At 45.9% G+C, this 25825-nt stretch carries 24 protein-coding genes and 1 tRNA gene; 12 read left to right on the top strand and 13 right to left on the bottom strand.

Annotated elements, in window-relative coordinates; genetic code table 11:
- Positions 1-194: 194 nt before the first annotated feature.
- Positions 195-386: a hypothetical protein gene (locus tag ACI0FF_RS15345; protein WP_417822377.1), complete on the top strand. Its 192-nt coding sequence runs from the start codon at positions 195-197 to the stop codon at positions 384-386.
- Here the strand turns inward: ACI0FF_RS15345 and ACI0FF_RS15340 are convergent.
- From ACI0FF_RS15340 to ACI0FF_RS15330, 3 genes are all read right to left on the bottom strand, one after another.
- Positions 369-1283 carry a replication-relaxation family protein gene (locus ACI0FF_RS15340; RefSeq protein WP_419797653.1) on the bottom strand — a complete coding sequence of 305 codons (915 nt, stop codon included), beginning with the start codon at positions 1281-1283 and terminating at the stop codon, positions 369-371. The two genes, ACI0FF_RS15345 and ACI0FF_RS15340, sit on opposite strands and share 18 nt — an antisense overlap.
- A complete protein-coding gene (locus ACI0FF_RS15335) occupies positions 1258-2727 on the bottom strand; it encodes a helicase HerA domain-containing protein (protein WP_419797652.1) in 1470 nt (489 codons plus the stop codon). The genes ACI0FF_RS15340 and ACI0FF_RS15335 overlap by 26 nt, the downstream gene beginning before the upstream one ends.
- Positions 2728-2901: 174 nt before the next feature.
- Positions 2902-3680 (bottom strand): IS5 family transposase gene (locus ACI0FF_RS15330; RefSeq protein ID WP_419796873.1). Its coding sequence is split into 2 segments (ribosomal slippage): positions 2902-3359 and positions 3359-3680, totalling 780 coding nucleotides; the frame shifts between segments, so codons are not numbered across the junction.
- 59 nt (positions 3681-3739) lie between these two features.
- Between ACI0FF_RS15330 and ACI0FF_RS15325 the strand changes: the two genes are divergently transcribed.
- Complete coding sequence (locus ACI0FF_RS15325; protein ID WP_419797651.1) at positions 3740-4189, top strand: hypothetical protein; 450 nt, start codon at positions 3740-3742, stop codon at positions 4187-4189.
- A 331-nt stretch (positions 4190-4520) separates the two neighbouring features.
- On the opposite strand, the gene ACI0FF_RS15320 is transcribed toward ACI0FF_RS15325, so the two are convergent.
- From ACI0FF_RS15320 to ACI0FF_RS15305, 4 genes are all read right to left on the bottom strand, one after another.
- Positions 4521-4597 (bottom strand) — tRNA-Ile (locus ACI0FF_RS15320).
- A gap of 75 nt (positions 4598-4672) precedes the next feature.
- On the bottom strand, positions 4673-6742 hold the full coding sequence (rpoD, locus tag ACI0FF_RS15315) for an RNA polymerase sigma factor RpoD (protein WP_419797650.1): 2070 nt from the start codon (positions 6740-6742) through the stop codon (positions 4673-4675).
- Positions 6743-6849: 107 nt separating this feature from the next.
- Positions 6850-8748, bottom strand: coding sequence for a DNA primase (dnaG, locus tag ACI0FF_RS15310; protein ID WP_419797649.1), 1899 nt, complete (start codon positions 8746-8748; stop codon positions 6850-6852).
- A 105-nt stretch (positions 8749-8853) separates the two neighbouring features.
- Positions 8854-9309, bottom strand: a complete 456-nt coding sequence (locus tag ACI0FF_RS15305; RefSeq protein WP_419797648.1) for a GatB/YqeY domain-containing protein — start codon at positions 9307-9309, stop codon at positions 8854-8856.
- Positions 9310-9544: 235 nt separating this feature from the next.
- On the opposite strand from ACI0FF_RS15305, the gene carA reads away from it, so the two are divergent.
- The 4 genes from carA to greA all read left to right on the top strand — a co-directional run bounded on the left by carA (position 9545) and on the right by greA (position 14914).
- Positions 9545-10735, top strand: coding sequence for a glutamine-hydrolyzing carbamoyl-phosphate synthase small subunit (gene carA / locus ACI0FF_RS15300; protein ID WP_419797647.1), 1191 nt, complete (start codon positions 9545-9547; stop codon positions 10733-10735).
- 4 nt (positions 10736-10739) lie between these two features.
- Positions 10740-11012, top strand: a complete 273-nt coding sequence (locus ACI0FF_RS15295) for a hypothetical protein (RefSeq protein ID WP_417841605.1) — start codon at positions 10740-10742, stop codon at positions 11010-11012.
- Positions 11013-11094: 82 nt separating this feature from the next.
- Positions 11095-14355, top strand: coding sequence for a carbamoyl-phosphate synthase large subunit (carB, locus tag ACI0FF_RS15290; RefSeq protein ID WP_419797646.1), 3261 nt, complete (start codon positions 11095-11097; stop codon positions 14353-14355).
- Positions 14356-14440: 85 nt separating this feature from the next.
- Positions 14441-14914: a transcription elongation factor GreA gene (greA, locus tag ACI0FF_RS15285; protein ID WP_419797645.1), complete on the top strand. Its 474-nt coding sequence runs from the start codon at positions 14441-14443 to the stop codon at positions 14912-14914.
- A gap of 57 nt (positions 14915-14971) precedes the next feature.
- Here greA and ACI0FF_RS15280 read toward each other — a convergent pair whose 3' ends face one another.
- Entirely contained in the window at positions 14972-15469 is a 498-nt protein-coding gene (locus tag ACI0FF_RS15280) for an Lrp/AsnC family transcriptional regulator (protein ID WP_419797644.1), read from the bottom strand.
- A gap of 351 nt (positions 15470-15820) precedes the next feature.
- Here ACI0FF_RS15280 and ACI0FF_RS15275 point away from each other — a divergent pair, with 351 nt between their 5' ends.
- From ACI0FF_RS15275 to ACI0FF_RS15265, 3 genes are all read left to right on the top strand, one after another.
- Positions 15821-16426 carry a peroxiredoxin gene (locus tag ACI0FF_RS15275; RefSeq protein ID WP_188666126.1) on the top strand — a complete coding sequence of 202 codons (606 nt, stop codon included), beginning with the start codon at positions 15821-15823 and terminating at the stop codon, positions 16424-16426.
- Between the two features lie 135 nt (positions 16427-16561).
- A complete protein-coding gene (gene trxB / locus ACI0FF_RS15270) occupies positions 16562-17509 on the top strand; it encodes a thioredoxin-disulfide reductase (RefSeq protein ID WP_419797643.1) in 948 nt (315 codons plus the stop codon).
- A 119-nt stretch (positions 17510-17628) separates the two neighbouring features.
- Complete coding sequence (locus ACI0FF_RS15265; RefSeq protein ID WP_419797642.1) at positions 17629-18516, top strand: LysR family transcriptional regulator; 888 nt, start codon at positions 17629-17631, stop codon at positions 18514-18516.
- Between the two features lie 538 nt (positions 18517-19054).
- Here the strand turns inward: ACI0FF_RS15265 and ACI0FF_RS15260 are convergent.
- Both ACI0FF_RS15260 and ACI0FF_RS15255 read right to left on the bottom strand, forming a co-directional pair.
- Positions 19055-19906: a branched-chain amino acid aminotransferase gene (locus tag ACI0FF_RS15260; protein WP_419797641.1), complete on the bottom strand. Its 852-nt coding sequence runs from the start codon at positions 19904-19906 to the stop codon at positions 19055-19057.
- Between the two features lie 280 nt (positions 19907-20186).
- Positions 20187-20819, bottom strand: coding sequence for a S24 family peptidase (locus tag ACI0FF_RS15255; protein ID WP_419797640.1), 633 nt, complete (start codon positions 20817-20819; stop codon positions 20187-20189).
- 135 nt (positions 20820-20954) lie between these two features.
- Between ACI0FF_RS15255 and ACI0FF_RS15250 the strand changes: the two genes are divergently transcribed.
- Positions 20955-21344, top strand: coding sequence for a hypothetical protein (locus ACI0FF_RS15250; RefSeq protein WP_419797639.1), 390 nt, complete (start codon positions 20955-20957; stop codon positions 21342-21344).
- Positions 21337-21735 carry a hypothetical protein gene (locus ACI0FF_RS15245; RefSeq protein WP_419797638.1) on the top strand — a complete coding sequence of 133 codons (399 nt, stop codon included), beginning with the start codon at positions 21337-21339 and terminating at the stop codon, positions 21733-21735. Before ACI0FF_RS15250 ends, ACI0FF_RS15245 begins: the two co-directional genes overlap by 8 nt.
- Before the next feature lie 73 nt (positions 21736-21808).
- Here the strand turns inward: ACI0FF_RS15245 and ACI0FF_RS15240 are convergent, their stop codons facing one another.
- The 3 genes from ACI0FF_RS15240 to ACI0FF_RS15230 all read right to left on the bottom strand — a co-directional run bounded on the left by ACI0FF_RS15240 (position 21809) and on the right by ACI0FF_RS15230 (position 24250).
- A complete protein-coding gene (locus tag ACI0FF_RS15240; RefSeq protein WP_419797637.1) occupies positions 21809-22564 on the bottom strand; it encodes a tetratricopeptide repeat protein in 756 nt (251 codons plus the stop codon).
- A complete protein-coding gene (locus ACI0FF_RS15235; protein ID WP_419797636.1) occupies positions 22564-23259 on the bottom strand; it encodes a tetratricopeptide repeat protein in 696 nt (231 codons plus the stop codon). The genes ACI0FF_RS15240 and ACI0FF_RS15235 overlap by 1 nt, the downstream gene beginning before the upstream one ends.
- Before the next feature lie 247 nt (positions 23260-23506).
- The gene (locus tag ACI0FF_RS15230) at positions 23507-24250 is read right to left on the bottom strand and encodes a tetratricopeptide repeat protein (protein WP_419797635.1); all 744 of its coding nucleotides are present in this window, start codon (positions 24248-24250) and stop codon (positions 23507-23509) included.
- 81 nt (positions 24251-24331) lie between these two features.
- Between ACI0FF_RS15230 and ACI0FF_RS15225 the strand changes: the two genes are divergently transcribed.
- Entirely contained in the window at positions 24332-25735 is a 1404-nt protein-coding gene (locus tag ACI0FF_RS15225) for a hypothetical protein (protein ID WP_419797634.1), read from the top strand.
- The last annotated feature ends 90 nt before the right edge of the window (positions 25736-25825 follow it).

The raw sequence follows: 25825 nt of genomic DNA, 5'->3' as shown, positions 1-25825 counted from the left end.
TATGAACAGATCAGAGGGAATATTCGATTTGCAATTTTTGGTGATTGCCTTGCTTGATGAATTAGGCGTTTGCTAAAATTGTTGATGCTACATTCAATATCAATTTTCAAACGGTATCCTAAGGGATACTTCGTCCATTTTTGGAAATTGATGAATGTAGCGTTCTCAATGAAGTATCCCTTAATTTGTCGTGCATGAAACAGCCGGAAAATTTATTGGAAGAAATTAATGCATCTCTCAGCATCATTCGTTTTCTTGCCGGGACAGTTGAAAACAGTTTTGAACCTGACGAGGTTTGTCTTTTTAAAAGTCAGGTCAATAAAACAGAAAAGAATGCAAAACAGCTTTGTCAGTTGGCACAAGAAAAATTAGGAAGCCGCAATTAGCTTCTGTGTTTGATATGCGCCTGTGCTATGAGGCACGGCATATCGGCACGTCAAAGCTCTTTGGTTTGCTTCCTCAATGTGGCTGAACAGAAAAACGCCCTGTGATTTGTAACATGCCCGGATGCTGAGTTTCTGAAGCATGTTAAGGGTGCGTTTTGCTGTATCGGTGATCACCACGACTTTAGCCCCTTTGAAGTGGTGAAATCTCAATCCAAGGCTTTGGATCGCCAGTTGCCAATGATCGAAGACATTTTGAATCTTCTCGATCTTGGTTGTTAGGTTGCTGCGGATTTTCAGGTTCTGGGAATTGGCAACCTTGATCTTTGATCCCGTAACAATCGGCATGGTGCCTCTATCGATCTCCAAGAGGAATAGATGTTCGCGTCCAGTGTTTCTGTTGCGTAAGATAAACAGGGTATCGTTTCTGACTTGCAGAATTTCTTCGTTCGGTAATTCTGCTTTTAATGTAATACCCTTGCCATTCGGCAGTTTTTTGAACTCAGGATAAAAATAAGCCAGTTCAAAATTGGGATTGCTGGATGCGTCTTGTTCAAGGGAAATCCAATAATCGATGATCCCAACTCTATGCGCGTAATCAACAATCAGGCTGGGGGGAGATTTGTATTTGTACTCGCTATCAATCAATCCGGAACTTTCTAAACGCCCAAAGCCGGATTTGGTCAGGAAGATCATGTCTTCTAATTTTCCAAAGCGCCCAAAATCGTAAGCGTAGCTTTTGACAAAGCCTCGGCGTTTCAGTTTCAAAATGCCCTTATAGGCACTATCTCGACTTAACCCTTGAAAGCACAACCGATGAATTTGTGAAACGGTCAGGCTGACTTTTTCTTGAAGCTGAAACAATATCGCCAGATCACGATGAGAAAGGCATGTCGCCATGTGGGTTGAAGTTAGAGGGTTTTTGTTTCGCTGGGATGGGTAGGTCTGTGGCTTTCTCGTACATGGGTGGAGGCTGTTTCTTTATAATGCGTTTCAACATGGCTTTGGTTTCATGGGGCTTGGCATAGGCATTGATAAACCAACCGCGTCCAAATCCCGCTTTCTTGATGGAGAAACGGGCGGGGAAATGTTTGCCGAAAACATCGTTTCGCCCCGCCTTGATATAGAAATGCCCCGCTTTAAGTTTTGAAAGCCGGTTGCGATCTTCAAGCCCCAAGATATCAGCCCCTTCCTTCATGTCTTTCCATTTGAGTGATCCGTATATTTTTACATTGGTATTGTTGACGATGGTGCGTTGGGCGGCGGGTGACATGCCTGTTTGTCCAAACTCATGGTGTGCCAGTGTATAATTCACTTGAGTTTTTCGAGCCCCTGTCAGGCAGCGTTCCACGGTTTCATTCATGTAATATTGCGCTTCATCAAAATAGACGAAGAAGGGCTTGGGCTGTTCAGGTTGCTTCAATCGTTCGAATGCGTACTTAGCAAAAATGCTGTGAATGAGATTGCCAATCGTGACTGCCTCAAACGTCCCTAATGTGGTTGTTGTCGCCTTGACGACCACATATTTGCCTTCAGCTAAAATAGAATGGAAATCTATGTCGCATGCCTTCGCGCGGAGGCTTTCATACATCTGTTTTGGAATGACAAAGCTGTTTAAACGTCCGCGCAACGTTTTTCGGGTTTTACTGGCATCTCCAGCAAGAAAATCTTGTTGAAAATAATTTTGTAAAGGTGGTGTTGGAAGGTTGGGCAGAAGGGTTTTGAGTTTCTCAACAGGATTGTCCGAAAGTAAATCCAGAATATCTAAAAAGTTTGCCTTCTTTATGTAGAATCCCGCAATGAACAAGTTGCGCAACATGATGAACTGCGCCTCGGTCATACTTGGCTGCATGTTAGTTGCAAAAGCACTGGTAATATCGCTTGCAAGCCCATTGATGAACTGTTGTTGATTTTTGTCAGGCAAGGGTAGGGCGAAAAGATTGAAGGCTGGTGGATGTTGATCAAAGTTTAAGAAAACAAGCTTTGGAAAAACTTTGAGAAGTTGCTTGTTCGCGATCACCCGACCCACCAACTCCCCATGCGGCTCAATCAGCAGAAAGCCTTGCCCTTTGCGGATATTCTCATTAATGAAGAATTCTATGGCACTAGACTTTCCAGACCCCGTTGCCCCCAACAGGTGCATGTGTTTTTTACGTTCTTCATCCAAATTAAACATTGATAGACTGAGGCAGTCTGAGATGATATTGCGAATGATCGTTGAGAGATAAGTACGCCCCAAGCCAACGATGTACAGTGCTGTCAGCCCCAAGATGGAAAATGCTAAAATGATTAAACGCAACGGGAGAAGGACGAACCAGTAGAGCGTATGAGCAAATGATTTCATGAAATGCGATTAGGTTGAGATCAACATAGCATGTTCATTATGGCGCAAAATATTTCCAATGGATTTTCCAACGCTGTTCCAATGGAAGGCAGAAGCGTTGGAACAACTTTTCTCACCACAAAGAGAAACTTGAAGGATTTAGAACGCCGACTATTCAGGTTATTTTATTCTCGCCTAGGTCCTGTTGACAAAGTATTTTACCCATACCCGAATTGATGTGACCTGCACGAAGCCAAGGAAACTGAGCATCGTCTTGTCATACCGAGTTGCAACCCGGCGAGCATTTTTGAGTTTGTTGAAGCAGCGTTCAACCTGATTTCTCAAGCCATATACGAAATCATCAACGGGAGTGATTTCCTTTCGGTTTTTCCGCATTGGGATCATGGCGTATCCACCGCGTTTCTCCATATCGTCCCGAATGGAGTTTGCATCGTAGCCTTTGTCTGCCAATAGAACCTTGGCATCTGGACCACCCCATTCCATCAATGGAGCATACCCTTTGTAATCTGATGTTTGGCCTTCGCTGATTTCCAGAGCTATTGGCAAGCCTTCGGCATTTGTTCGAAGGTGTATTTTGGACGTAAAGCCACCTTTTGAACGGCCGAGACCCTCTTTTTGAGTCCCCCTTTTGCCCCAGCAGCCTGATGATGGGCTCTGATGATTGTGCTATCTATCATTTGCACTGTATCTGGAACGGCTTTGGCATCGTTCAAGGCATCCAGTAGAACATCCCAAACGCCGAGCAATGTCCAGCGGCGGAATTGACGATAAACAGAGGACCATTTACCGAAGTAATTGGGGAGGTCACGCCAAGGTGCTCCTGTCCGGGCAATCCAAAAAATACCATCAAGAGTGAGGCGGTGATTTGAGGGAGGACGGCCAGATTTTGGCCCTTGGGCATGAAGGAATGGCTCGAAGAATAACCATTCATCGTCGCTCATCAAATTCCGCATAGACTTCTCCTCATAAAAAGAAGTCTTGAATCACATTCTAAGCAATTTGTGAACCCACTTTGTCAACAGGACCTAAGCGCACTATTGAAAGAGCTATTGACCTTGATAGTTTGGAAACAATTACTTCAGATCAATTGCTGGCATATAGCCGTGACGATTATCAAGCTGTCCGACGAAGAGCAACTAAATCAAAAAAAGAAGGGCAACCGAGATACACTTGTGAAAAATGTGGTCACGGTGTCTATGCCCCTTTAGATCAAAAGAGAAAACCACTTTGGCAACATTTCAAAAATGCCCCCACCGATTGCCCTTGGTCTTCTAATAAAAACAAGACAGTCAATGAAGTCTCGGCCCAACAATTTCAAGGAAAGCAAGAAAGCCCACTTCATAAAAAAATCAAAGAAACTGTGGCTGAAATTCTTAAACTTGACCCTCACGTAGAAGGCGTTTTAGTCGAAGAAAAAATTGACGGTGATGACGGTTATAGCCACGCCCTCGACTTTAAATGATTAATGAATATACAAGAATGATCTCACCAATCCCCATATCTTCTTAACTGGCTTATCTTCATTAAGCGAAGCTAAAACTTCATCGGCTACGACTTTAGCAACAGATTTAAGGTCCATATTTTGATTCGCATGGGGAACGACCACCTCCGACTCCAGTGATTTGAAGTCTGGTATTAGTGACACTTGTGGTCCAGTTATGTGGTCCATATATGTGTGCCAACTTGAAAAACGCTTGTTTAACAATGGCTTATACCATCCACATCCCATTGTTAAAAAACCATTTAAAATCAATGGTTTAATAATAATATTCCACAAAGGAAAATGAGATGTGTGGTAGGGCAGGAGGGACTTGAACCCCCGACCAGACCGTTATGAGCGGTCGGCTCTAACCAACTGAGCTACTGCCCCATACCAAAAGACAAGTGGCGTGAATTTATAGGAAACTCACGCCACGTCAAGTCTTAGAAAGATGATTTTCTATGTTTAATAATCAAGGAAGCTGCGCAGTTTGCGTGAGCGGCTTGGGTGCTTGAGCTTACGCAGGGCTTTTGCTTCGATTTGTCGGATACGTTCACGTGTAACGGAGAACTGTTGGCCGACTTCTTCTAATGTATGATCCGTGTTCATCCCGATACCGAAGCGCATACGCAGAACACGTTCTTCACGCGGTGTTAACGAGGATAAAACGCGTGTTGTTGTGTTACGCAGGTTGGATTGAATTGCGGCATCCAATGGCTGCACCGCATTTTTATCTTCGATGAAATCGCCCAGATGACTGTCTTCCTCGTCCCCGATGGGGGTTTCAAGAGAGATCGGCTCTTTGGCAATTTTCAGGACCTTGCGGACTTTTTCCTGTGGCATGGACAGTTTTTCAGCCAGCTCTTCCGGTGTGGGTTCACGACCGATTTCATGCAACATTTGGCGGGAAGTGCGCACAAGTTTGTTGATGGTTTCAATCATATGAACCGGAATACGGATCGTGCGGGCCTGATCGGCGATAGAACGGGTAATCGCCTGACGGATCCACCATGTGGCATAGGTCGAGAATTTATAACCGCGACGGTATTCAAATTTATCAACGGCTTTCATTAGACCAATGTTGCCTTCCTGAATCAGGTCAAGGAATTGCAGGCCACGGTTGGTGTATTTTTTAGCAATGGAAATAACCAGTCGCAAGTTGGCTTCGATCATTTCCTTTTTAGCACGATTGGCTTCACGTTCGCCTTTTTGAACGGTCGAGACAATACGGCGGTATTCTTGAATCGGCAGGCCGACTTCGCCGGCAACTTCCGTGATGCGATCACGCAGTTGTACGATTTCTTCTTCATGACGTTCTGCGAAACGTTGCCAACCTTTTGCGGGCAGTTCAGAAACGCGTTCCAGCCAGTTAGGGTCAAGCTCATGGCCATAGTGTTGCTTGAGGAAATCGGCACGTGAAACACGACATCCTGTCGCCAAGCGTAAGAGACGGCCTTCGCAATTCATTAATGCTTTGTTGAGACCGTAAAGGTGATCCATCAATTCTTCGATACGGCTGTTGTTCAGGTGAACACCTTCCATTAATTCGACGAGTTCATGACGCAGTTTTTCAATGCGGCGCTCGATTGTGGAAGAAACTTTTTCACCTTTTCCCAAAGTGTTGAGACGTTGCTCCTGAGCCTTATGCATTTTGTCATAGGTCTTGGCGATTTTTTCGAAAGTCTCGACGACTTGTGGCAGAATTTGCTCTTCCATAGCGGCGAGAGAGACATTGTTTTCATCTCCATTTTCGTCGCTATTGGACTCGTCGTCATCGCCTTCACCTTCTTCGGTGTTTTCGTCGTCTTCTTCGTCTGAAAGATCGTCGTCATCTGGGCCGGCATCGACGCCTTCGGGGGCTTCGATTTCAGGTTCGTCGTCGTCGTCCGTATCGTCATTATTGTCGATATCTGCCGTCAGGCTATCTGTGTCGGCAACTTCTGCATCCACATCTTCGGCTGCGGCGACATCTTCCGTGTTCGGGCCGCCGCCGTAAGTGGTTTCCAGATCAATAATATCACGCAGCAGAATGTCACCATTAATCAGCGCATCGTGCCATTCGATGATGGAACGGATGGTAATCGGGCTTTCACAAATGCCACCGATCATCATTTCACGACCAGCTTCGATCCGTTTGGCGATAGAAATTTCGCCTTCGCGTGACAAAAGTTCGACGCTGCCCATTTCGCGCAGATACATACGAACAGGATCATCTGTCCGTCCGGTATCGTTTTCGTCGATGTTTCCTGATTTTTCGTCTTCTTCTTCCGCCGGGGTATCTTCATCAACTTCTTCGTTGTCGACGACATTGATCCCCATTTCGGATAAAGCCGACATGGTATCTTCAATTTGCTCAGAGGACATCTTGTCCGGTGGCAGGGCGGTATTCAATTCATCATAAGTGATGAAGCCGCGCTCTTTGCCTTTGGCGAGCATTTTTTTAACGGCGGCGCCGAGGGAATCAAGAAGTGGGCCGTCACCGCCTTCTTCTTGTTTGGTTTTTGCTTCGGTAGTATTTGCAGCTTTCGCAGACATGCGATTCCCCGTGAAACTCAATAAATTTTAAAATCCAACGCTCTCTTATAAATAAGTAAGAAGTGGAGACTCCTTAAGTAAGATGCGCGACAAATATGTAAAGAGCGTTAATCAAACAAATCTTCTTCATTTAGCTTATAAGAACCGTTTTGTGCCTCGGTTTCGTCGGTATCAACCTTACCCATCAGTTTTTGCAAAGCCTGAAATTGACTTAGAACCTGTGGGCTCATTTCTTCCTTTAGGCGACGTTTTAGTTCTTTGAACTCCGCAGCCAGGTCGCGTTCCTGCATATATAGCCGGTAGGCGTCTTCCCATCCGCGAAGGACATCTTCAATGGGGCGATCGGGGTGCAAAAAAGTTTCGTGCCCAATAAATCTCCCACCATTGGGGGCGTGAAATTTACCAAGCAGATCGTCCAGTGGTTCCGAAAACCCATTTTTTCTGAGGAGACTTTGAAGCGTACGCGAATCAAGGCCTAAATCCCCATCGACGGTCTTTAAAACTTCCTGACGAAGTTTGTCAAGCGAATCGCTTTGGAAAATCAATAGCCCTAAACGCTCTCCAACCTCGTCCATGACTTGCGGGCGAAGGATAACGCCGGCAATAAGTAAGGACTCCCGCCATTTTTGTGCATCTATCTTTGTGTTTAAGCTGCTTTTTGCTTCCAAATGCGTGTGATGATTTTTTTCAACATTTTTCCAGTCACGGCGTTTTTGGAAAGAGTTTGTGTCTTTTTTAGCGCGAATTTCTTTCCACATCCGGTCTTTTAGAGCCGAAATAAAATGGTTCCGTACCGATTCGTCCTGAATTTGGAAGGCATATTTTTTTAAATTGTCATCTAAAACAGCACGATCTTCCGCTGTTTCTAAATTTATGCCTTCTACGCTGGTTCGCCATAAAAGTTCGGATAAAGGGATGGCGCTGTCCAGTACCGTTTGCATGGCGGCGCGGCCTTCGTTCTGGATTAGGCTATCGGGGTCCTCGCCTGTCGGAAGGTGGACGAAATGTAAGGAATATCCGGCTTTTAAATGGGGTAGGGCGCGTTCAGCCCCTCGTAAGGCGGCCCGTTGCCCTGCTGCATCGCCATCAAAGCACAGCAAGGGTGTTTTGCTCATCTTCCACAAAAGCTGAATTTGTTCTTCGGTTAAGGCTGTGCCCAAGGGGGCAACTGCATTGGGAAAACCGCCTTGGGCCAATGCGATGACATCCATATAGCCTTCGGTCACAATGATTTTGTTTTTTTTGTAGGCTTCTTCGCGTGCTTGGGCGAGGCCGTAAAGAATAGTCCCTTTGTGAAATAGCGGGGTATCGGGGGAGTTTAAATATTTTGGTTTACCGTCCCCCAGAATACGCCCACCAAAGGCAATGACCTTACCGCGTCGATCTGTAATGGGGAACATGACACGTTCGCGAAAACGTTCGTAGGGTTTTCGATTTGGATCATCAGGCTGAATGAGCAATCCGGCTTCAATCATCAGGCTTTCTTCGATGCCTTGACGTGTCAAGGCTGCCTTTAATCCACCAGGCACGTTCGGTGAATAGCCGAGTCGAAAATGTTTGATGGTTTCTTCGCTAAGGCCGCGTTCACGAAAATAGGAAAGGCCGATACGGCCTTCCGGCATGCGGAGCATTTTTTCATAATAGGCACAGGCGGCTTCCATCACGTCGTAAAGAGTATTGCGCCGCTCTACCCGTTCGCGCTGTTCGGGGGTGTCTTGTGGGACTTCCATACCGGCTTGAACCGCCAGTCGTTCAACGGCCTCAGGGAAATTTAGCCCTTCGGTGTTCATCAGGAAATCAAGCGCACTTCCGTGGGCACCGCAACCAAAGCAGTGGTAAAATCCCTTGTCATCATTGACGGTAAAGGAAGGTGATTTTTCGTTGTGGAACGGACAGAGGCCGGAATGTTCCCGCCCTTTTTTGATAAGCTTAACCCGTTTGCCGACAATCTCGGAAACGGAGATGCGGTTCCTTAGTTCGTCAATAAATCCGGGGGGGATGGCCATCTTATTCTATTGTCCGTCCTTTTTAATTATGCGAAGGGCCGTTTGCTTTTCACATAAAACGACCCCTTTGATTTATGTTCAGGGGCCGTTATCAAAAGCACGTTTTTAGGCGAGGCGTTCTTTAATAATTGCGCTGGCTTTACCAAAGTCCATTTGCCCAGCATAGCGATCACGCAAGGCTTTCATGGTGGCCCCCATGTCTTTTAAGTTAGTGGCCCCCAATTCGGTAATGATCTCGTCAACCACTTTGCCGATTTCTTCCTCGTTTAATTGCTTGGGGAGGAAACCTTCGATAATGGTGATTTCTGCCGCCTCTTGTTCAGCCAGTTCAAGACGACCACCGTTTTCATACATGGTGATGCTGTCACGACGTTGCTTAATCATGGATTGCAACATGGCAAGGATTTCGTCCTCACTGATCCCGTTTGGTTTATCCTGAGTCCGGGCCGCAATATCGCGATCCTTCAGGGCGGCCATAATGAGGCGCAGGGTGGAAACTTTATGCGTGTTTTTAGCTACCATCGCCTCTTTTAAGGCGGATTTAATCTGCTCGCGAAGCATGACCTTGACATCTGTTGTTTTCAGGAAAGCAAGAAACTTATCGCAATTCGTTGGAAAAAGCAATAAATTACTTTTTTGTAACCCATTGAAAAATAACAATAAATTTTATTTTAGACTTCCCCTTGACGCCAGTGTAAGATTTCTTTATCAACGCGCCAATTTGCCTATGCGCTGATAGACAGCCATTTAGGCAAGCTTGATTTAAATAGCTCTTTGTAGATAAGGACACGTCGATATGTCGCAGACACAAGCGCCCGTTGCGCCTATGCCACCTAAAGCCCGTCCCCAAGATGCCAATGCTGCATTGGTGTTGACGGATGGAACCGTTTTCTGGGGGAAAGGTGTTGGTGTGGAAGGTGTTGCCATCGGCGAAGTTTGCTTTAACACCTCCATCACCGGCTATCAGGAAATTATGACGGACCCGTCTTATGCCGGGCAAATCATTACGTTCACCTTCCCGCATATTGGGAATGTGGGGACGAATGCCGAAGATATTGAAACCGCCAAACCGGCGGCACGCGGTTGTATCCTGCGGGCCGATATTACGGAGCCGGCAAACTTCCGTGCAGCCGAACATTTTGATGCTTGGATGAAAGCCTCTAACCTGGTTGGGATCAGTGGGGTGGACACCCGTCGTTTGACACGTCATATCCGCGACAACGGTGCACCGGGTGGAACGATTATTCACTTGCCTGTTGGACAGGACATTGATCTGGACGCATTGAACACCATGTCCAACTCTTTCCCCGGTCTGGAAGGGATGGATCTGGCGAAAGATGTTATGTGTGCTGCGCCTTATGAATGGGATGAAAGCGTTTGGAAACTGGGCGAGGGATATGGCAAGCAAGCCGACCCGAAGTTCCATGTTGTTGCAGTGGATTTCGGTGCAAAACGTAACATTCTGCGCTGTCTGGCAGCGGCGGGCTGTCGTGTGACTGTGGTTCCCGGCAATACGTCCGGCGATGAAATTCTTGCATACAACCCGGATGGGGTGTTCCTGTCAAATGGTCCGGGTGATCCGGCGGCGACAGGTGAATATGCTGTTCCGATGATCCGAAAGGTGATGGACAGTGGCAAGCCGTTGTTTGGCATTTGTCTGGGGCACCAGATGACTTGTCTTGCCCTTGGTGCGAAGACGTATAAAATGCATTTGGGTCATCGTGGTGGGAATCATCCTGTCAAAGATCTGGAAACGGGCAAAGTGGAAATTACCTCACAGAACCACGGTTTTGTGGTGGATGAAGAAACGTTACCGAAAAACGTGCGTGTTACCCATCGTTCCCTATTTGATAAAACAATTGAAGGGATTGCGCTGGATGATAAGCCGGTCTTTTCCGTGCAGCATCACCCGGAAGCTTCGCCGGGACCGCAGGATAGTCACTATTTATTCGACCGTTTTGTCGAAATGATGGGTAAGGCGAAATAATTCCATGTCTCTTTCTCCTTTCGCAACCAAACTGCTTGACGCACTGGCACAGGATGACCAGTTGCCGGGTGGGGTGTTTCGAAATGTGGAAGAAATTTGTGATGAATTTCTGGTAAGCTTTTCCGATGTGAGCGAGCTTGCCGACTGGCTCGAAGAACTCTGCGATGCCGGTGCGGTTATTATGGAAGATCATGAACTCCACGTCGCTCCGACGCCTCCGTTTATGGCCTCCATAACCTTGCACGGGTTGGATCTGGCCGGGTATTTGAGCCGCTAATAATAGGCGTCATTTTTGTGTAGGCGGAAATGACGAATTAACCGGGGTGTAAACCTCAACATGAAAGACGATAAGGTTAGTCATGCCAAAACGTACAGATATTAAATCGATTATGATTATTGGTGCCGGTCCCATTGTGATCGGGCAAGCTTGTGAATTTGACTATTCAGGTGCACAAGCCTGTAAAGCGTTGCGTGAGGAAGGCTACCGGGTGATTTTGGTGAACTCCAACCCGGCAACCATTATGACCGACCCGAGCATGGCGGACGCAACCTACATTGAACCGATTACACCGGATGTGGTTGCCAAAATCCTTGAAAAAGAAAAACCGGATGCCTTGTTGCCGACAATGGGTGGACAAACGGCGTTGAATACGGCCCTTGCCCTTTATGATAACGGAACGTTAGAACGTCTTGGGATCGAGATGATCGGGGCGACAGCAGATGCGATTGACAAGGCGGAAAACCGCGAACGTTTCCGTACGGCAATGGAAAAAATCGGTCTGGAAAATGCCCGTTCATTTGTGTGCCATACACGCGCTGAAGCCAATGAAGCCCTGAAAGAAATCGGTCTGCCTGTGATCATTCGACCGTCTTTCACATTGGGTGGAACCGGTGGTGGTGTGGCCTATAATAAAGAAGAGTTCGAACAAATTGTTGCCAGCGGTCTGGCGGCTTCACCGACGTCTGAAGTCTTGGTGGAAGAATCGCTTTTGGGCTGGAAAGAATATGAGATGGAAGTAGTTCGTGACAAGAACGACAACTGCATCATTATCTGTTCGATCGAAAACGTCGATCCGATGGGTGTTCATACTGGCGATTCTATCACAGTTGCCCCGGCGATGACGCTGACGGATAAAGAATATCAGATTATGCGGAATGCCTCGTTGGCTGTTCTGCGTGAAATCGGTGTGGATACCGGCGGGTCAAACGTTCAGTTTACCGTTAACCCGAAAGACGGTCGTATGATCGTTATTGAAATGAACCCGCGTGTGTCGCGTTCGTCTGCGCTGGCGTCGAAAGCAACAGGTTTCCCGATTGCAAAAATCGCTGCCAAGCTGGCGGTGGGCTATACGCTGGATGAGCTGGATAACGATATTACAGGCTGCACACCAGCTTCATTTGAGCCGAGCATTGATTATGTTGTCACCAAAATCCCGCGTTTCACATTTGAAAAATTCCCCGGCACCGATGATAGCCTGTCGACAGCAATGAAATCTGTCGGTGAGGCCATGTCAATTGGTCGTACATTCCAGGAATCATTGCAAAAAGGCCTGCGCTCTATGGAAACCGGCTTAACCGGTTTGAACGAAGTGGAAATCGAAGGGGCCGATGGGCCGGACGGTAAACTGGCCGTGATCCGCGACTTGCAAAAACCGCGATCTGATCGTTTGCTGGTGATTGCGCAAGCTTTCCGTCATGGCCTGAGTATGGAAGAAATTCAGGCAGCTTGTAAGTATGAGCCGTGGTTCCTGCGCCAAATCCAAGACTTGATCAAGGCGGAAGAAGAGCTTTCCTTGAAAGGTTTGCCGCGTTCAGCAGATGATTTACAGCGTTACAAAAAGATGGGTTTCTCAGACAAACGGATTTCTGAATTGACCGGACGTGACATAAAAGTTGTGAGCTATCGCCGTCATGTTCTGAATATTCACCCGACTTATAAACGCGTTGATACTTGTGCGGCAGAATTCCCGTCCAAGACCTCTTATATGTATTCGGCTTATGAAGGCGATGGGGTGAGTGTACCGGAATGTGAATCTGAACCATCAAACCGTGAAAAAATCGTCATCCTTGGCGGTGGTCCAAACCGGATCGGGCAGGGGATTGAATTTGATTACTGCTGCGTTCATGCATCCTATGCCTTGAAAGAGGCGGGTTATGAGACCATCATGGTTAACTGTAACCCGGAAACGGTTTCCACCGATTACGATACATCCGATCGTTTGTATTTTGAACCGCTGACAGAAGAAGATGTGATTGAACTGATCCGTGTTGAACAAGGCAATGGCACGGTTAAAGGGGTTATTGTTCAGTATGGCGGACAAACGCCTTTGAAGTTGGCGAATGCGCTGGAAAAGGCAGATATTCCGATTTTGGGAACAAGTGTGGATGCCATTGATTTGGCAGAAGACCGTGAGCGTTTCCAACAATTATTGGCAGAGCTGGGGCTGAAACAACCGTCAAACGGATTGGCCCGATCTGAAGAAGAAGCCCTGAAAGTTGCCGAAAGCATCGGCTTCCCGTTGGTTATTCGTCCGTCTTATGTTTTGGGTGGTCGGGCGATGGAAATCGTTCATTCTATGGACCGTCTGAAGCGTTATATGAAAGACGCGGTGAAAGTCTCTGGAGATAGCCCGGTTTTGCTGGACAGCTTCTTACAAGACGCGATCGAGGTGGATGTGGATGCGATCGGGGATTGTGACGGCAACGTTTATATCGCCGGGATTATGCAACATATTGAGGAAGCGGGTATTCACTCCGGTGACTCGGCTTGTTCGCTGCCGCCTTATTCTTTGAGCGACAAGATTATCGGCGAGTTGAAAGATCAGGCTGTTGCGCTGGCAAAAGCCTTGAAGGTCATCGGTTTGATGAACGTACAATTTGCGGTGAAAGAAGATGTTATCTATATCATTGAGGTAAACCCACGCGCGTCCCGGACTGTACCGTTTGTGGCCAAGGCAACAGGGGTTGCGGTGGCTAAAATCGGCGCGCGTGTCATGGCAGGTGAAAAATTATCTGACTTTGGTTTAGAGGGGCAGATGCCGAAACTGGACCATGTCGCGGTGAAGGAAGCGGTTTTCCCGTTTGCCCGATTCCCCGGCGTTGACGTCCTGTTGGGCCCGGAAATGAAATCCACAGGCGAGGTCATGGGGTTGGATAAAGATTTCCCGACCGCCTTTTTGAAATCACAAATGGGGGCCGGGTCGCATTTGCCGACAGAAGGCTGTGCCTTTATTTCAGTGAAAGAACGTGACAAAGAAAAAATTGCCCCGATTGCGCAAAAACTTGTTGATATGGGCTTTAGCATTCTGGCAACTGAGGGAACATCTAAGTTCCTGGAAAGCAAAGGGATTTCGACAAAACAAGTCAATAAAGTGATCGAAGGTCGCCCCCATTGTGTGGATGCCATCAAGAATGATGAAATCCAATTGGTCATCAATACGACCGAAGGGGTTCAAGCGATTGAGGACAGTTATTCCATTCGTCGTGAGACATTAACGCAAGGCATTCCGTACTATACGACAATGGCGGGTGCTTATGCGGCAAGTGAAGCGATTGATGCTTTGCGTGCAGAAGTACTTGAAGTTAGATCGCTTCAGTCGTATTTTGACAACTCCTTCTGATTTAGGAAGGATGAGATTTTAACGCCACGCCTCCAGTGGACTGGGGGCGTGTCGTATTTTTGTTGTTTGTTTTTGGGAAAAGACAATGGACCGGATACCCATGACGGCTGAGGGATATGCTCAGCTTGAAATAGAATTGAAGAACCTGAAATCGGTTGAACGCCCGGCTGTTATTGCGGCGATTGCGGAAGCGCGCGAGCATGGTGACCTTTCGGAAAATGCCGAATATCACGCCGCTCGTGAAAAACAGGGCTTTATCGAAGGCCGGATTAAAGAATTGGAAGCTGTAATCAGCGTCGCTGAAGTCATTGATACCAGCCAACTATCAGGTGATGTGGTGCGTTTTGGCGCAACGGTGATGGTTGTTGATGAAGAAACCGATGAAGAGACCACATATCAGATTGTTGGTCAGCATGAAGCTGATTTAGAGAAAGGTAAAATCTCGGTCAGTTCGCCGCTGGCGCGTGGTCTGATAGGGAAATCACTGGGCGATAGTGTGGAAGTTCGCACCCCGGGTGGTACGAAATCATACGAAATTATTGAAGTCGAATATAAGTAACGACAGACTTTCCCAAAGACGAAAGGGCCACCTTCGGGCGGCCCTTTTTGTTTTGGTCTATTCTTCGTCCGGTTCTGGTCCGTCAACCTTGATCGGAACACCGGGAATGTTTTTTGCACTGCGAATGGTCATGGCCGATTTTACATGGGCCACGTTTGGTGCAGCAGTCAGATGCTTTGTCAGGAAGTGTTGGTACGAATCCCAGTCTTTCTCAACAATTTTCAGCAAGAAGTCGGTTTCACCTGCTAACATATGACATTCGCGAACCTCTGGCCATCTTTGAACGAGGTCTTCAAATGCTTTCAGGTCAACTTCAGCCTGACTGTTCAAGCCGACATGAGCGAAGACTGTAACATTAAACCCCAGTGCCGCAGGGTCGAGGTCGGCATGATAGCCCCGTACGAAACCTGCTTCTTCCAAAGCACGCACACGGCGTAAGCAGGGCGGAGCCGATATGCCAGCACGGCGAGCCAGTTCAACGTTCGTCATGCGACCGTCTTCTTGCAGATCTGCAAGAATACGTTTATCGATTCGGTCAAGTTTGACCTTTTGCATAATAATTCTACTCCAAAAACACCATGTTTGACGCAATGATATTACAATGATCCGACGATGAAGCCAAGCAAAGCTTCGTCAAAATAGGAAATAAAATTTCTTTTGGAAGAGCTTTTTTTCTATTAACGTAAAAAAAAAGAATGCGGTTTTGACGGTTTAGGACGTACTTTAGAAAAAACATTTCGCTTTGTTATTGGTTTTGAAGGCATCACTGTTATATTTTAATTAGCTGAAAAATATAAAAGACGTTACAGTACCTATACTTACAGCACTTCACTCGGCTCTTGCAAACTGAGTTGAGGATATGTAATCTATATTCTGTTTTGAATCATTCTAAAAAAGGAAGAGATGATGTCTCAAGTTCTCGTAGGTCAAGAAGCCCCCGATTTTACAGCACCGGCCGTAATGGGCGACAACTCCATTGACGGTGAATTTAACCTCAAATCCTACCTGGACGGCTCCTATGGCGTTCTGTTCTTCTATCCGTTGGACTTCACGTTCGTATGTCCTTCTGAAATCATTGCTTTTGATCACCGCGTTAAAGCATTTGAAGAACGTGGCGCAAAAGTGATTGCTTGTTCTATCGATTCGCACTTCACACACCTTGCGTGGAAAAATACACCGGTAAATGAAGGTGGTTTGGGTCAGGTGCAGTTCCCGATGGTTGCTGATATTACAAAGGATATCGTAACAGCTTACGGTGTAAAAACCGGTCCGGGCATTGCTTTCCGTGGTACATTCATTATCGATAAAAACGGCGTTGTCCGTCACCAATTGGTGAACGATTTGCCATTGGGCCGTAATGTTGATGAGACATTGCGTACACTGGATGCGCTGATGTTCCACGAAGAACATGGCGAAGTTTGCCCGGCAGGCTGGAACAAGGGCGATTCTGGCATGACAGCGACACCGGATGGTGTTGCAGCTTATCTGGCAGATAACGCAGACAATCTCTAAGGCTTATATCCCTTAGTAAATATGAAAGAAAGGGGGGCTCCGGCTTCCCTTTTTTCTTCCGACTTGCGCATTTGCGGCAAGGTGCATAGATTATCGTCCTCAATCAGCTGACAGTTAATACAAGGATACATTTTCATGTCCGAACATCATCATTCAAAAGTCTTGATCCTCGGTTCCGGCCCTGCCGGTTATACCGCTGCCATTTACGCAGCACGCGCCAACTTGAAACCGATTCTGGTTAAAGGTTTGCAGCCGGGTGGTCAATTGACCATTACAACGGATGTTGAAAACTATCCCGGGTTTGCCGACCCCGTTCAGGGGCCTTGGTTGATGGACCAGTTTCATACGCAGGCTGAAAATGTTGGTACAGTTATGTTTGACGATACCATCATTGAAGCGGATCTTTCGTCTCGTCCGTTTAAATTAACAGGAGATTCCGGTACGGTTTATTCTGGGGACTCATTGGTCATTTGCACAGGCGCTTCGGCACGTTGGCTGGGACTAGAATCGGAACAAAAATATCAAGGTTTTGGTGTTTCTGCCTGTGCGACCTGTGATGGTTTCTTTTATCGTGGAAAAGAAGTCGCTGTTGTTGGTGGCGGTAATACAGCTGTGGAAGAAGCCTTATATCTGACGAATTTTGCGTCCAAGGTCTATTTGATTCACCGTCGGGACGAATTACGTGCTGAAAAGATCTTGCAAGACCGATTGCTGAAGCATGAAAAAGTCGAAATGGTCTGGGATAGTGTTTTGGATGAAATCGTCGGTGAAGAGGATCCATTCGGGGTAACAGGCGTTAAAGTTAAGAACGTTAAGACGGATGAAACGAAAATTATTCCGGTGCATGGTACCTTTATCGCGATTGGGCATGATCCGAATACATCGCTTTTCCAAGGGCAATTGGAAATGGATGATGAAAACTATATTGTCACTAAATCCGATAGCACACAGACGAGCATTGCAGGTGTTTATGCAGCTGGCGACGTACAGGACAAAGTGTATCAGCAGGCGGTAACAGCAGCAGGAACAGGCTGCATGGCTGCTTTGGAAGCAGAACGCTTTCTCGGTGAGCAAGAAGGCTAATTCACCTGTTTTTTCCAGTATTTGAATTTTTGCGAGGCGAAAGGATGTTTTTTCCTTTCGCCTTACTTATCTATGCTATATATGCATGGCGACTATGCGCAGAAAGAATGGAAAATTGAATGCATTGGGATAAATTACGTGTGTTCCATGCTGTTGCAGAAGCAGGCAGTTTTACACACGCTGGGGAAAATTTAAATCTCAGTCAATCGGCAGTCAGCCGACAAATCAGTGCATTGGAAGAAAGTTTGCAAGTAAGCCTCTTTCACAGGCATGCGCGTGGCTTGATCCTGACAGAACAGGGCGAAATGCTCTATAAAACGGCGCATGATGTCTTTGCCAAGTTGGCAATGGTTGAAAGTCAACTGATGGAAAGTCGGGAGAAGCCGCAAGGAACACTAAAAATCACGACGACTGTGGCATTCGGTTCGACTTGGCTAACGCCTAAGTTACGTGAATTTCTCGAATTATATCCTGATATTGAAGTGAGTGTGGTTTTAACCGACAATGAGCTGGATTTATCCATGCGTGAAGCTGATGTGGCGATTCGCATGAGTGCACCCAAGCAGCCGGATCTTATTCAGCGCCATTTATGGAGCATGCCTTATCATATTTACGGCGCACCGGAATATCTCAAGAAGTTTGGTATGCCAAAAACGGCTAAAGATCTGGATAATCATCGTATTATTGTTTATGGCGATGACGTAAAACAACCGGTTCAAGGTTTAAATTGGTTGTTGTCGGCAGGCCGCACGGACGGAACACGCAGAACAGCCGCTTTGCGCGTGAATAATGTTTATGGAATTTATCGTGCGGTACAAAGTGGAATCGGCTTGGGGGCGTTGCCGGAATATATGAGCCGGGAAGTAGGGAATCTGGTCGAGATTCTACCTGAATTGCGTGGTCCTGTGATTGATACCTACTTTGTTTATCCCGAAGAATTACGAAATTCGAAAAGAATTACCCTGTTTCGTGATTTTATTGTCCGTAAAATGGCGCAGGCAATCTAAGACAAATATTGACCAAGCGGTTGAAAATTAGCCGTAAAATTATAAATAGTGATCAGGCTATGCAGATGTTGCATGGCTGGTCTACCTATTTAACTATGGTCTATATTGCTGCAACACGGTACAAAGGGTTCATCGACTTTGTTGCGTTGCAGCAAAGTCTCTTCCCCTCAGGGTTTCCTGAGTGTGAGGGTCCCCTTTACGGGTCGACCCTACGTCTCCCAGACGTGAAGCCTCCCTGTTAAAACTTGCCGGGTCTTCGTGACCCGGTTTTTTTTTGCTTTTCATAATCCCCATTCTTCCAGCAAAAACCTATTCTTATAATAATTTAAATTAGGGCTATGCGGAAAACGCATACTTGCATTGAGGAAAAGGAACTGGCGCGCTTAGGTGAAAAAAGATACATAAGAGACAGAAAATGCTGCGACGCAGTATTTGTGGATTTTTGGGGTTCCCGCCCCGTTTGGGCCAAGTTTTTGGTCCTACGTCTCCCAGACGTGAAACCTCCCTGTTATATGACTTGCCGGACCTTCGGGTCCGGCTATTTTTTTGCCCAGTTGAAATAGAGGTCACGTAAATGCATCGTCAAGGGGCCGATAGGGAATGTTTGATCTTCCAGACGAGTTAGGGGACCAACTTTAAAATAATTGCCGGTACCGAAAATTTCGTCTGCCTCAAACAATTCATCAAAGGAAACAGCTTTTTCAATGACATCAATTTTATTGTCTGTTGCCAGTTTTATAATTCTTTGGCGTGTGATCCCGTTTAAAAACGTCCCGTTTGCTTGTGGGGTAAATAGGCATCCATCCTTTACATAGAACAGATTAGTATAGGCAAATTCAGCCACGTTACCGATTGGGTCTAAAACCACGGCTGTGTCGAACCCTTTTTCGTTGGCTTCGTTTACACAACGTCCAACATTGGGATATAGGCACGATGCCTTAGCATCTGTTGGTGCCATATCGCGTGCGGGTCTGCGAAAACTGGATTTACAGGCACTGAAACCAGTAGGTTCGGGAAGTGGTGCATCGAAAATAGACAGGGTGAAGCGCGTACTTGCGGGGTCAGGTGCAATAAAGCCGGTTTCTGCGTAGAACATTGGGCAGATATAAAGCTCGCTATCGTGTGGGAATTTAGCAAGGCCCTCCCAGGAAAGGTCGACTATTTCTTGTGTGCTTAACATCGGGGCCATACCAAGAATGCGTGCAGATTGTATCACGCGCTCACAATGGGCTTCCAAGTCTGGGATCACACCACTGAAGGCGCGTGCACCATCAAAGACGCTGGATGAGAGCCACACACCATGTGTGCGTGGTCCCATAATTTTTGGGTTGTCCTGAAACCATTGTCCGTCAACATAAGTCCACGTTTGACCGCTGCCAATATTCCCCATCGTTTACTCCCTAACCGTTTTGTTCTTTATATGTTGGGGCAGGAGTTCAATATTTGAAGTTCTTTTTGAATGCTTCTGCCGCCAAAACTTATTTCTAACCAGTTCACAATAGAGTTGGGTGTTTTTCAACCTTTTTTCTAAAAACAGGTCTTTGATTAGAAATCGAGGGATTGGTCCGTTGAAACGGTTTTCATAGCAAGCCATAATATCTTCCTTTGTGATTTAGGAAGATAAACCTAGTTAGGTTTGGTGTGTTCGTAAAGGGCTGTATGATGATTAATTATTGAGAAGCCCAAATAATGCGATGGATCCAAATGATTTCGTCCATTTCAAAGGATCTGTCTTCATATTCGGGGTTAAGGGATTGTAATTCAATACGACGAGCTGACCTGCGGCGCAATTGTTTAGCCATGACTTCGCCCTCTTGGGTCTTAACGACAACTCGATCTCCACGTCGAATGTTGGCTTGGGGAGAAACTAAAACCATATCGCCATCACGATATACCGGTTCCATGCTTGCTCCTGTTATTTCAAGGGCATAGGCATTGGCATCCGGGATGTCGGGAAAAGGGATTTCATCCCAGCTGCCGCCGGTAGGGTAGCCGGCATCATCAAAAAAACCGTTAGAACCCGCCTGTGCAAGCCCAATCAGTGGTACATTTCGAAAAACGCCTCTACTGCCTTCTCCATTCACATACCCAATGAATTCGGATAGGTCGCAATGAGTTGCTTCCAGTATTTTGGCGATACTTTCCGTACTTGGCCAACGGGACTTGCCTTCGCGGGTTAAGCGTTTGCTTTTATTGAACGTGGTTGGATCAAGGCCAGCCTTTTTTGCCAGTCCTGATGCGGACAAACCGTATTCGTGTGCAAGCCGGTCAATGGCGCGCCATATGTCTGCATGTTTTAACATGGAGGTATTATCCTAGAAATAAAATAGGAATGCTATAGGAATTTATGCAAAATTTCTAGTTGACTCAGGAATAAAATAAGATAAATAAATGTTCACGTTGTGTTCTGTTTTTATCATACGCTGGAAGGTATGCTTATGTCCTCAACAAAAAGAATTGTTTTGCCACCGACACATGATGTGGAAATGGTCCCGTTTACCGATGGTGAAGAGGCTTGGTTTTGGTTTTCACGCTGTCAATTAATGCGTATGGATGGGGCGCGGTTTGTGGCCGGAATGGTGGAAACACCACGTCCTTGTGATCCGGATGATGTTTATCGCGCGGTGATGGATATCTACCGTCAGCGTCTGATCGGGAATCCTCACTTACAGGTCTTGGGGGCTTATGGTGAAAAGCTGACCCCACCAGATGAATATATGCGTGAAGAACAAAAAGATGCGTTTTTGTGGCGTGATGCACTTGGACGGTTGGGTGCCGCCTTACAAAAAAAAGGGATCGTTCGTAAAGAGGAGAGAAATGATGAGTAAAGCCTTGGTGGTGTTCAGTGATAATACAGGCGTCTGGTGGTTAAAACTTCTGAAACCGGGGTTTCGTCATTGTTTTTTAATCTTGGAAACGGATCGGGGGTGTATTTGGGTCGATCCATTGAGCAATAACTTTACACTCAAGATTTTAGAAGGATATGAGTTGGCGGGTTTAATCCGCTGGTATCGCGATATGGGGATGCAAGTGGTAACGGTGGAGCCGCAATCACAAAAAAGTCAACCGTTTGCATTGGCCCCGATGAGTTGCGTGGAGGTCGTAAAACGCCTTCTTGGTATTCGGGATCGTTTTGTACTTACACCGTGGCAGCTTTTCAAACACTTAAACAGAACAAAAAGTGAAGATATAGGAAAAAATATATTGACTTCTGTGTGAATATTTGCTACATATAGCCTCAGTCAACAGGAGAAGTGTGACCGGAGTGTTTTTCAAACGCTCCGGTTTTTCTTTAGTCCTGCCACGTTATTGTGCATTTGTATCGTCTGGCCGATGGCGTCGGGCATATTTTTATGTTTTTTAAAGGTTGGGTGTGGTTATAGGTTTTCTTGAGATAAGCCTCTAACGGCATGCCCACATTGCTTTCAATGCGCTTAATTTCATCTTTTGCCTTTTGAAGCCCCGCGTTTGCTGATTCAGCAAATAAAAGGGCTGCTCGGTATTCGTTTTGTGGATAGCCGACACCATGCAAATACATCTGGGCAAAAAGATATAAGCTGATTGGCATCCCTTCTTCGACGCCAAACATAAGATAGAATTTTGCCTTTTCTATATCTTTTGGAATGCCGCCTTCCCCGTAAATATAGATGCGTGCCAATGCTTCAGAGCAAAAGGATGAACCTAGCTCATGCCCTTGAGTGAACAAAGCGAGGGCTTTGTCTGGATCTTTAGGGATACCTTGTCCGTATAAATGCATGACACCTAAGTTAAAGAGGGAAAGGCGATCATTCTGCTCGGCTGCTTTTTCATACCAATGTTTGGCTTTTATTGGGTTTTTGGGTGTGCCAAGGCCATTGTTGTATATGCGGCCTAACATAAATTGAGAGGAGGCATTGCCTTTGCTTGCCTCTGCCAGATGAAGCTTGAGCGCCAATTCATATTTTTTTTCGTCAAAAGCAGCATTTGCTTCTTTTTCGCTTGCAAAAGAGAGTATTGAAAAGAGGGGGAGAATGAAGAAAGTAATAAGGCCTGCCAATCCAAATCGCATTATTTTTCCATCCAGCTATAAGGTGGTTCGGTATGGTTATATTTGCGCTTCAAATAATCCTGAAAAGTGCTTGCGTTATCTCGCTCGAAGCGTTGGATGTCGTCGCGCGCTTTTTGAACGCCTTTATTCGCAGCCTCATTAAGTATGAGAATACCTGCGTACTCATCTTGTTTGACACCGATGCCTTTGAGATACATATGAGCTAACAAATAGAGGCTTTGTGTATTTCGCCACTCGGTTGCCATCCACAGGTAAAAGCTTGCTTTTTTGGGGTCTTTTTTACCGTTTTCACCATATAGATGCATTCGGCCTAACGCTTCTGCGGCTTTGCTTGATTGAACGGTGAGAGCCTCTTCATAGTAGGCAATGCCCTGATTTCTATCCTTAGGGATTCCGTTGCCATAGAAGTGCATAACCCCAAGATTATAAAGCGAATCAGGGTGACCTTGTTCGGCTGCTTTTATATACCAATCTAATGCTTTTCTCGGATCTTTACCGGTTCCCCAACCGTTTTCGTAGAGGATGCCTAGCATGAATTGGGCAGAGGCTTCCCCATTGAGAGCAGCTTGTTCGTAAAGTGTAAAGGCATGTACGTAATCACGTTTGTGGAACGCATCATCTGCTTGTGAAGATGCCCCAAGGCTTGGCAAGCTTTGTAGAAAAATAAAAAAGAAAAGAAAAAAGCTTATGCGCATGTTGTCGAACCTATCTAGTGGAAAAGTAATTAAGCGCACTATGAAATGATTTGGCAACTTTTGTTGAGATTAAAACGATAGTACAGAATAACAGTTTTATCTTCTATGAGAACCAAAGAGAACGAGGTATAGGAATTTTTCTAAAAAGGAAAAAAACGATTGACAATGTTTATGTTTTGTTCTGTATTATGTCTTAGTCAACAGGAGAAGTGTGACCGGAGTGTTTTTCAAGCACTCCGGTTTTTCTTTAGTCCTGCCACGTTATTGTGCATTTGTATCGTCTGGCCGATGGTGTTGGGCATATTTTTATGTTTTTTAAAGGTTGGGTGTGGTTATAGGTTTTCTTGAGATAAACCTCTAAAGGCATGCCTACATTGCTTTCAATGCGCTTAATTTCATCTTTTGCCTTTTGAAGCCCCGCGTTTGCCGCTTCAGCAAATAAAAGGGTTGCCCGGTATTCGTTTTGTGGATAGCCGACGCCATGCAAATACATCTGGGCAAAAAGATACAAGCTAATTGGCATACCTCTTTCAACAGAAAACTTGAGATAGGATTTTGCCTTTTCTATATCTTTTGGAATACCACCTTCCCCGTAAATATAGATGCGTGCCAATGCTTCAGAGCAATAGGGTGAACCTAATTCATATCCGCGATTGAATAAAGCAAGGGCCTTGCCCGGATCCTTGGGGATATGTTCTCCATATAGATACATAACACCTAAGTTAAATAGGGAGAGGTGATGGTCTTGCTCGGTTGCTTTCTCATACCAATATTTGGCTTTTAGGGGGTTTTGGGGTGCGCCAAGGCCATCGCTATACATGAGACCTAGTATGTGTTGAGATGAGGCATTGCCTTTGTTTGCTTCTACCAGATGAAGCTTGAGCGCCAATTCATATTTTTTTTCGTCAAAAGCAGCATTTGCTTCTTTTTCACTTGCAAAAGTTGCGGGAGTGAAAAGAAGAAAACCTAATACAAAAACTACAAAATGCATGTCGATACCGATCAATCAAAAAAAAGATACTGCATACTCAAATGAATGGATTTGACACTTTTTTATCAGGAGAAATTCAAAATGCCTAAAAAAACTTTCAAAGACCGTGTCGCTGATATGGTGAAGGGGAGAGTGAAGAAACACCCGTTGAATGAAGCTGTAGATTTTATTTTGGATGAAGCATGGGGCGGTGAAGATACTGCGGGGAATATTCCTATGTTCGGTCCAATTCGAAAAACAAATTCTGATGAAGCAAGGATGAATCGAGTTGGGGCAATCCTTTGGAATGAAGGAGTACCGCCTGATTATTGGGATTATCCAGATATTAGTCGAGATTTGAGAGATGCGAAAGAACAGGGAATGGGTAAAGATCAAGCGGAACGCTACGCCGTTCAAAAAGGTAAGGGGCGATGGTTGGATCAAAGTTCTGCCCGCAGTTTATCAAATTCGGAAGGTGGACAGAGAAGTTTATCGCTGAGAGACAGAAAAACCCATCAAGGTAATCAACAAGAGGATACTATGACAAATATAGAACCACAAGTTAGCGCAGATGAAAGAGCGCGTCGCAATAAAATTTTGGAACAACTTTGGAAAGAAAGCGGGTCCGCCATTGCGGATAAAGACCCGAAAGACTGGACGGAGGCAGAGCTTCGCGAAATCATGCGTGAACGTATGAACAGCAACGATGAAGCCCGCAAAAAAGAACTGTTCAATCGTGAACGTGAATGGTTTGCCCATCACTTTGGTGATCAGGAAATCGGCTATGATGAAACAGGGAAGATGAAACAGCCCAAGCCCATCCGTCCCATCCGCAAAAATCCGGTTCCAACAAAAACACCAGATGGTAAAGGACTGTTAGACGCGTTTGAGCATTTGGTGACACAAATACCGCCGTCTTCGGGGCCCGTTCATCGAATACTGCCTTATCGACCGAATGAGAGGGCAATTCCCAATGAAGGTACCGGAGGCGGGGGACAGGTTAAACCAGCGATCATGCCTGATGAAGCCAGTATTGTCAGGGCGATGCAGTCTGGGTTAAATGTCTTAAGCGGTCAAAAGAACCAATCCTCTTTGCCCAGTGCCAAAACACCGATTTTAAAAGAAGATGGTATTGTCGGCCCCAAAACAGCACAAGCCATGAAAAAGGCTGTGATGGAAAATGGGACACCGAAGGTGGCTGAGGCCTTGGCTTTAGGCAAAGTCAAAGAAACGGTGAAAGATGCCAAAATGAACGGTGCGCAGAATTTAGCAGAAGAGTTAAGTGCAACCTTTTCTCCGTTAATCGGAAGTGCCAAATCACCTAAAGACGGATTTCAGCCCGAAGGTTTGGCCTTGCAGGATACGTTAAATGATCTGGGCGCAAACCTGAAAGATGACGGGATTGTCGGCCCCAAAACAAAAGCGGCTTTTGAACAGGTGGCAAAGACACAAGATACGGACGAGATCGTTAATCGTTTTGCTCATAATCTTGGGTTTGACTTTTAGCGATTATTTTTTTCTTAAAATATAGGAAAATAATCATTGACTTTGAGTGTGTTTTGTTCTATATTCTTTCTCAGTCAACAGGAGAAGTGT

Source organism: Terasakiella sp. 4MB5A (assembly GCF_050058155.1).
Classification (GTDB): Bacteria; Pseudomonadota; Alphaproteobacteria; order Rhodospirillales; family Terasakiellaceae; genus Terasakiella; species Terasakiella halodenitrificans.
The sequence above is the reverse complement of the archived record's forward strand: the minus strand, read 5'-3'. Positions and strand labels throughout refer to the sequence as shown.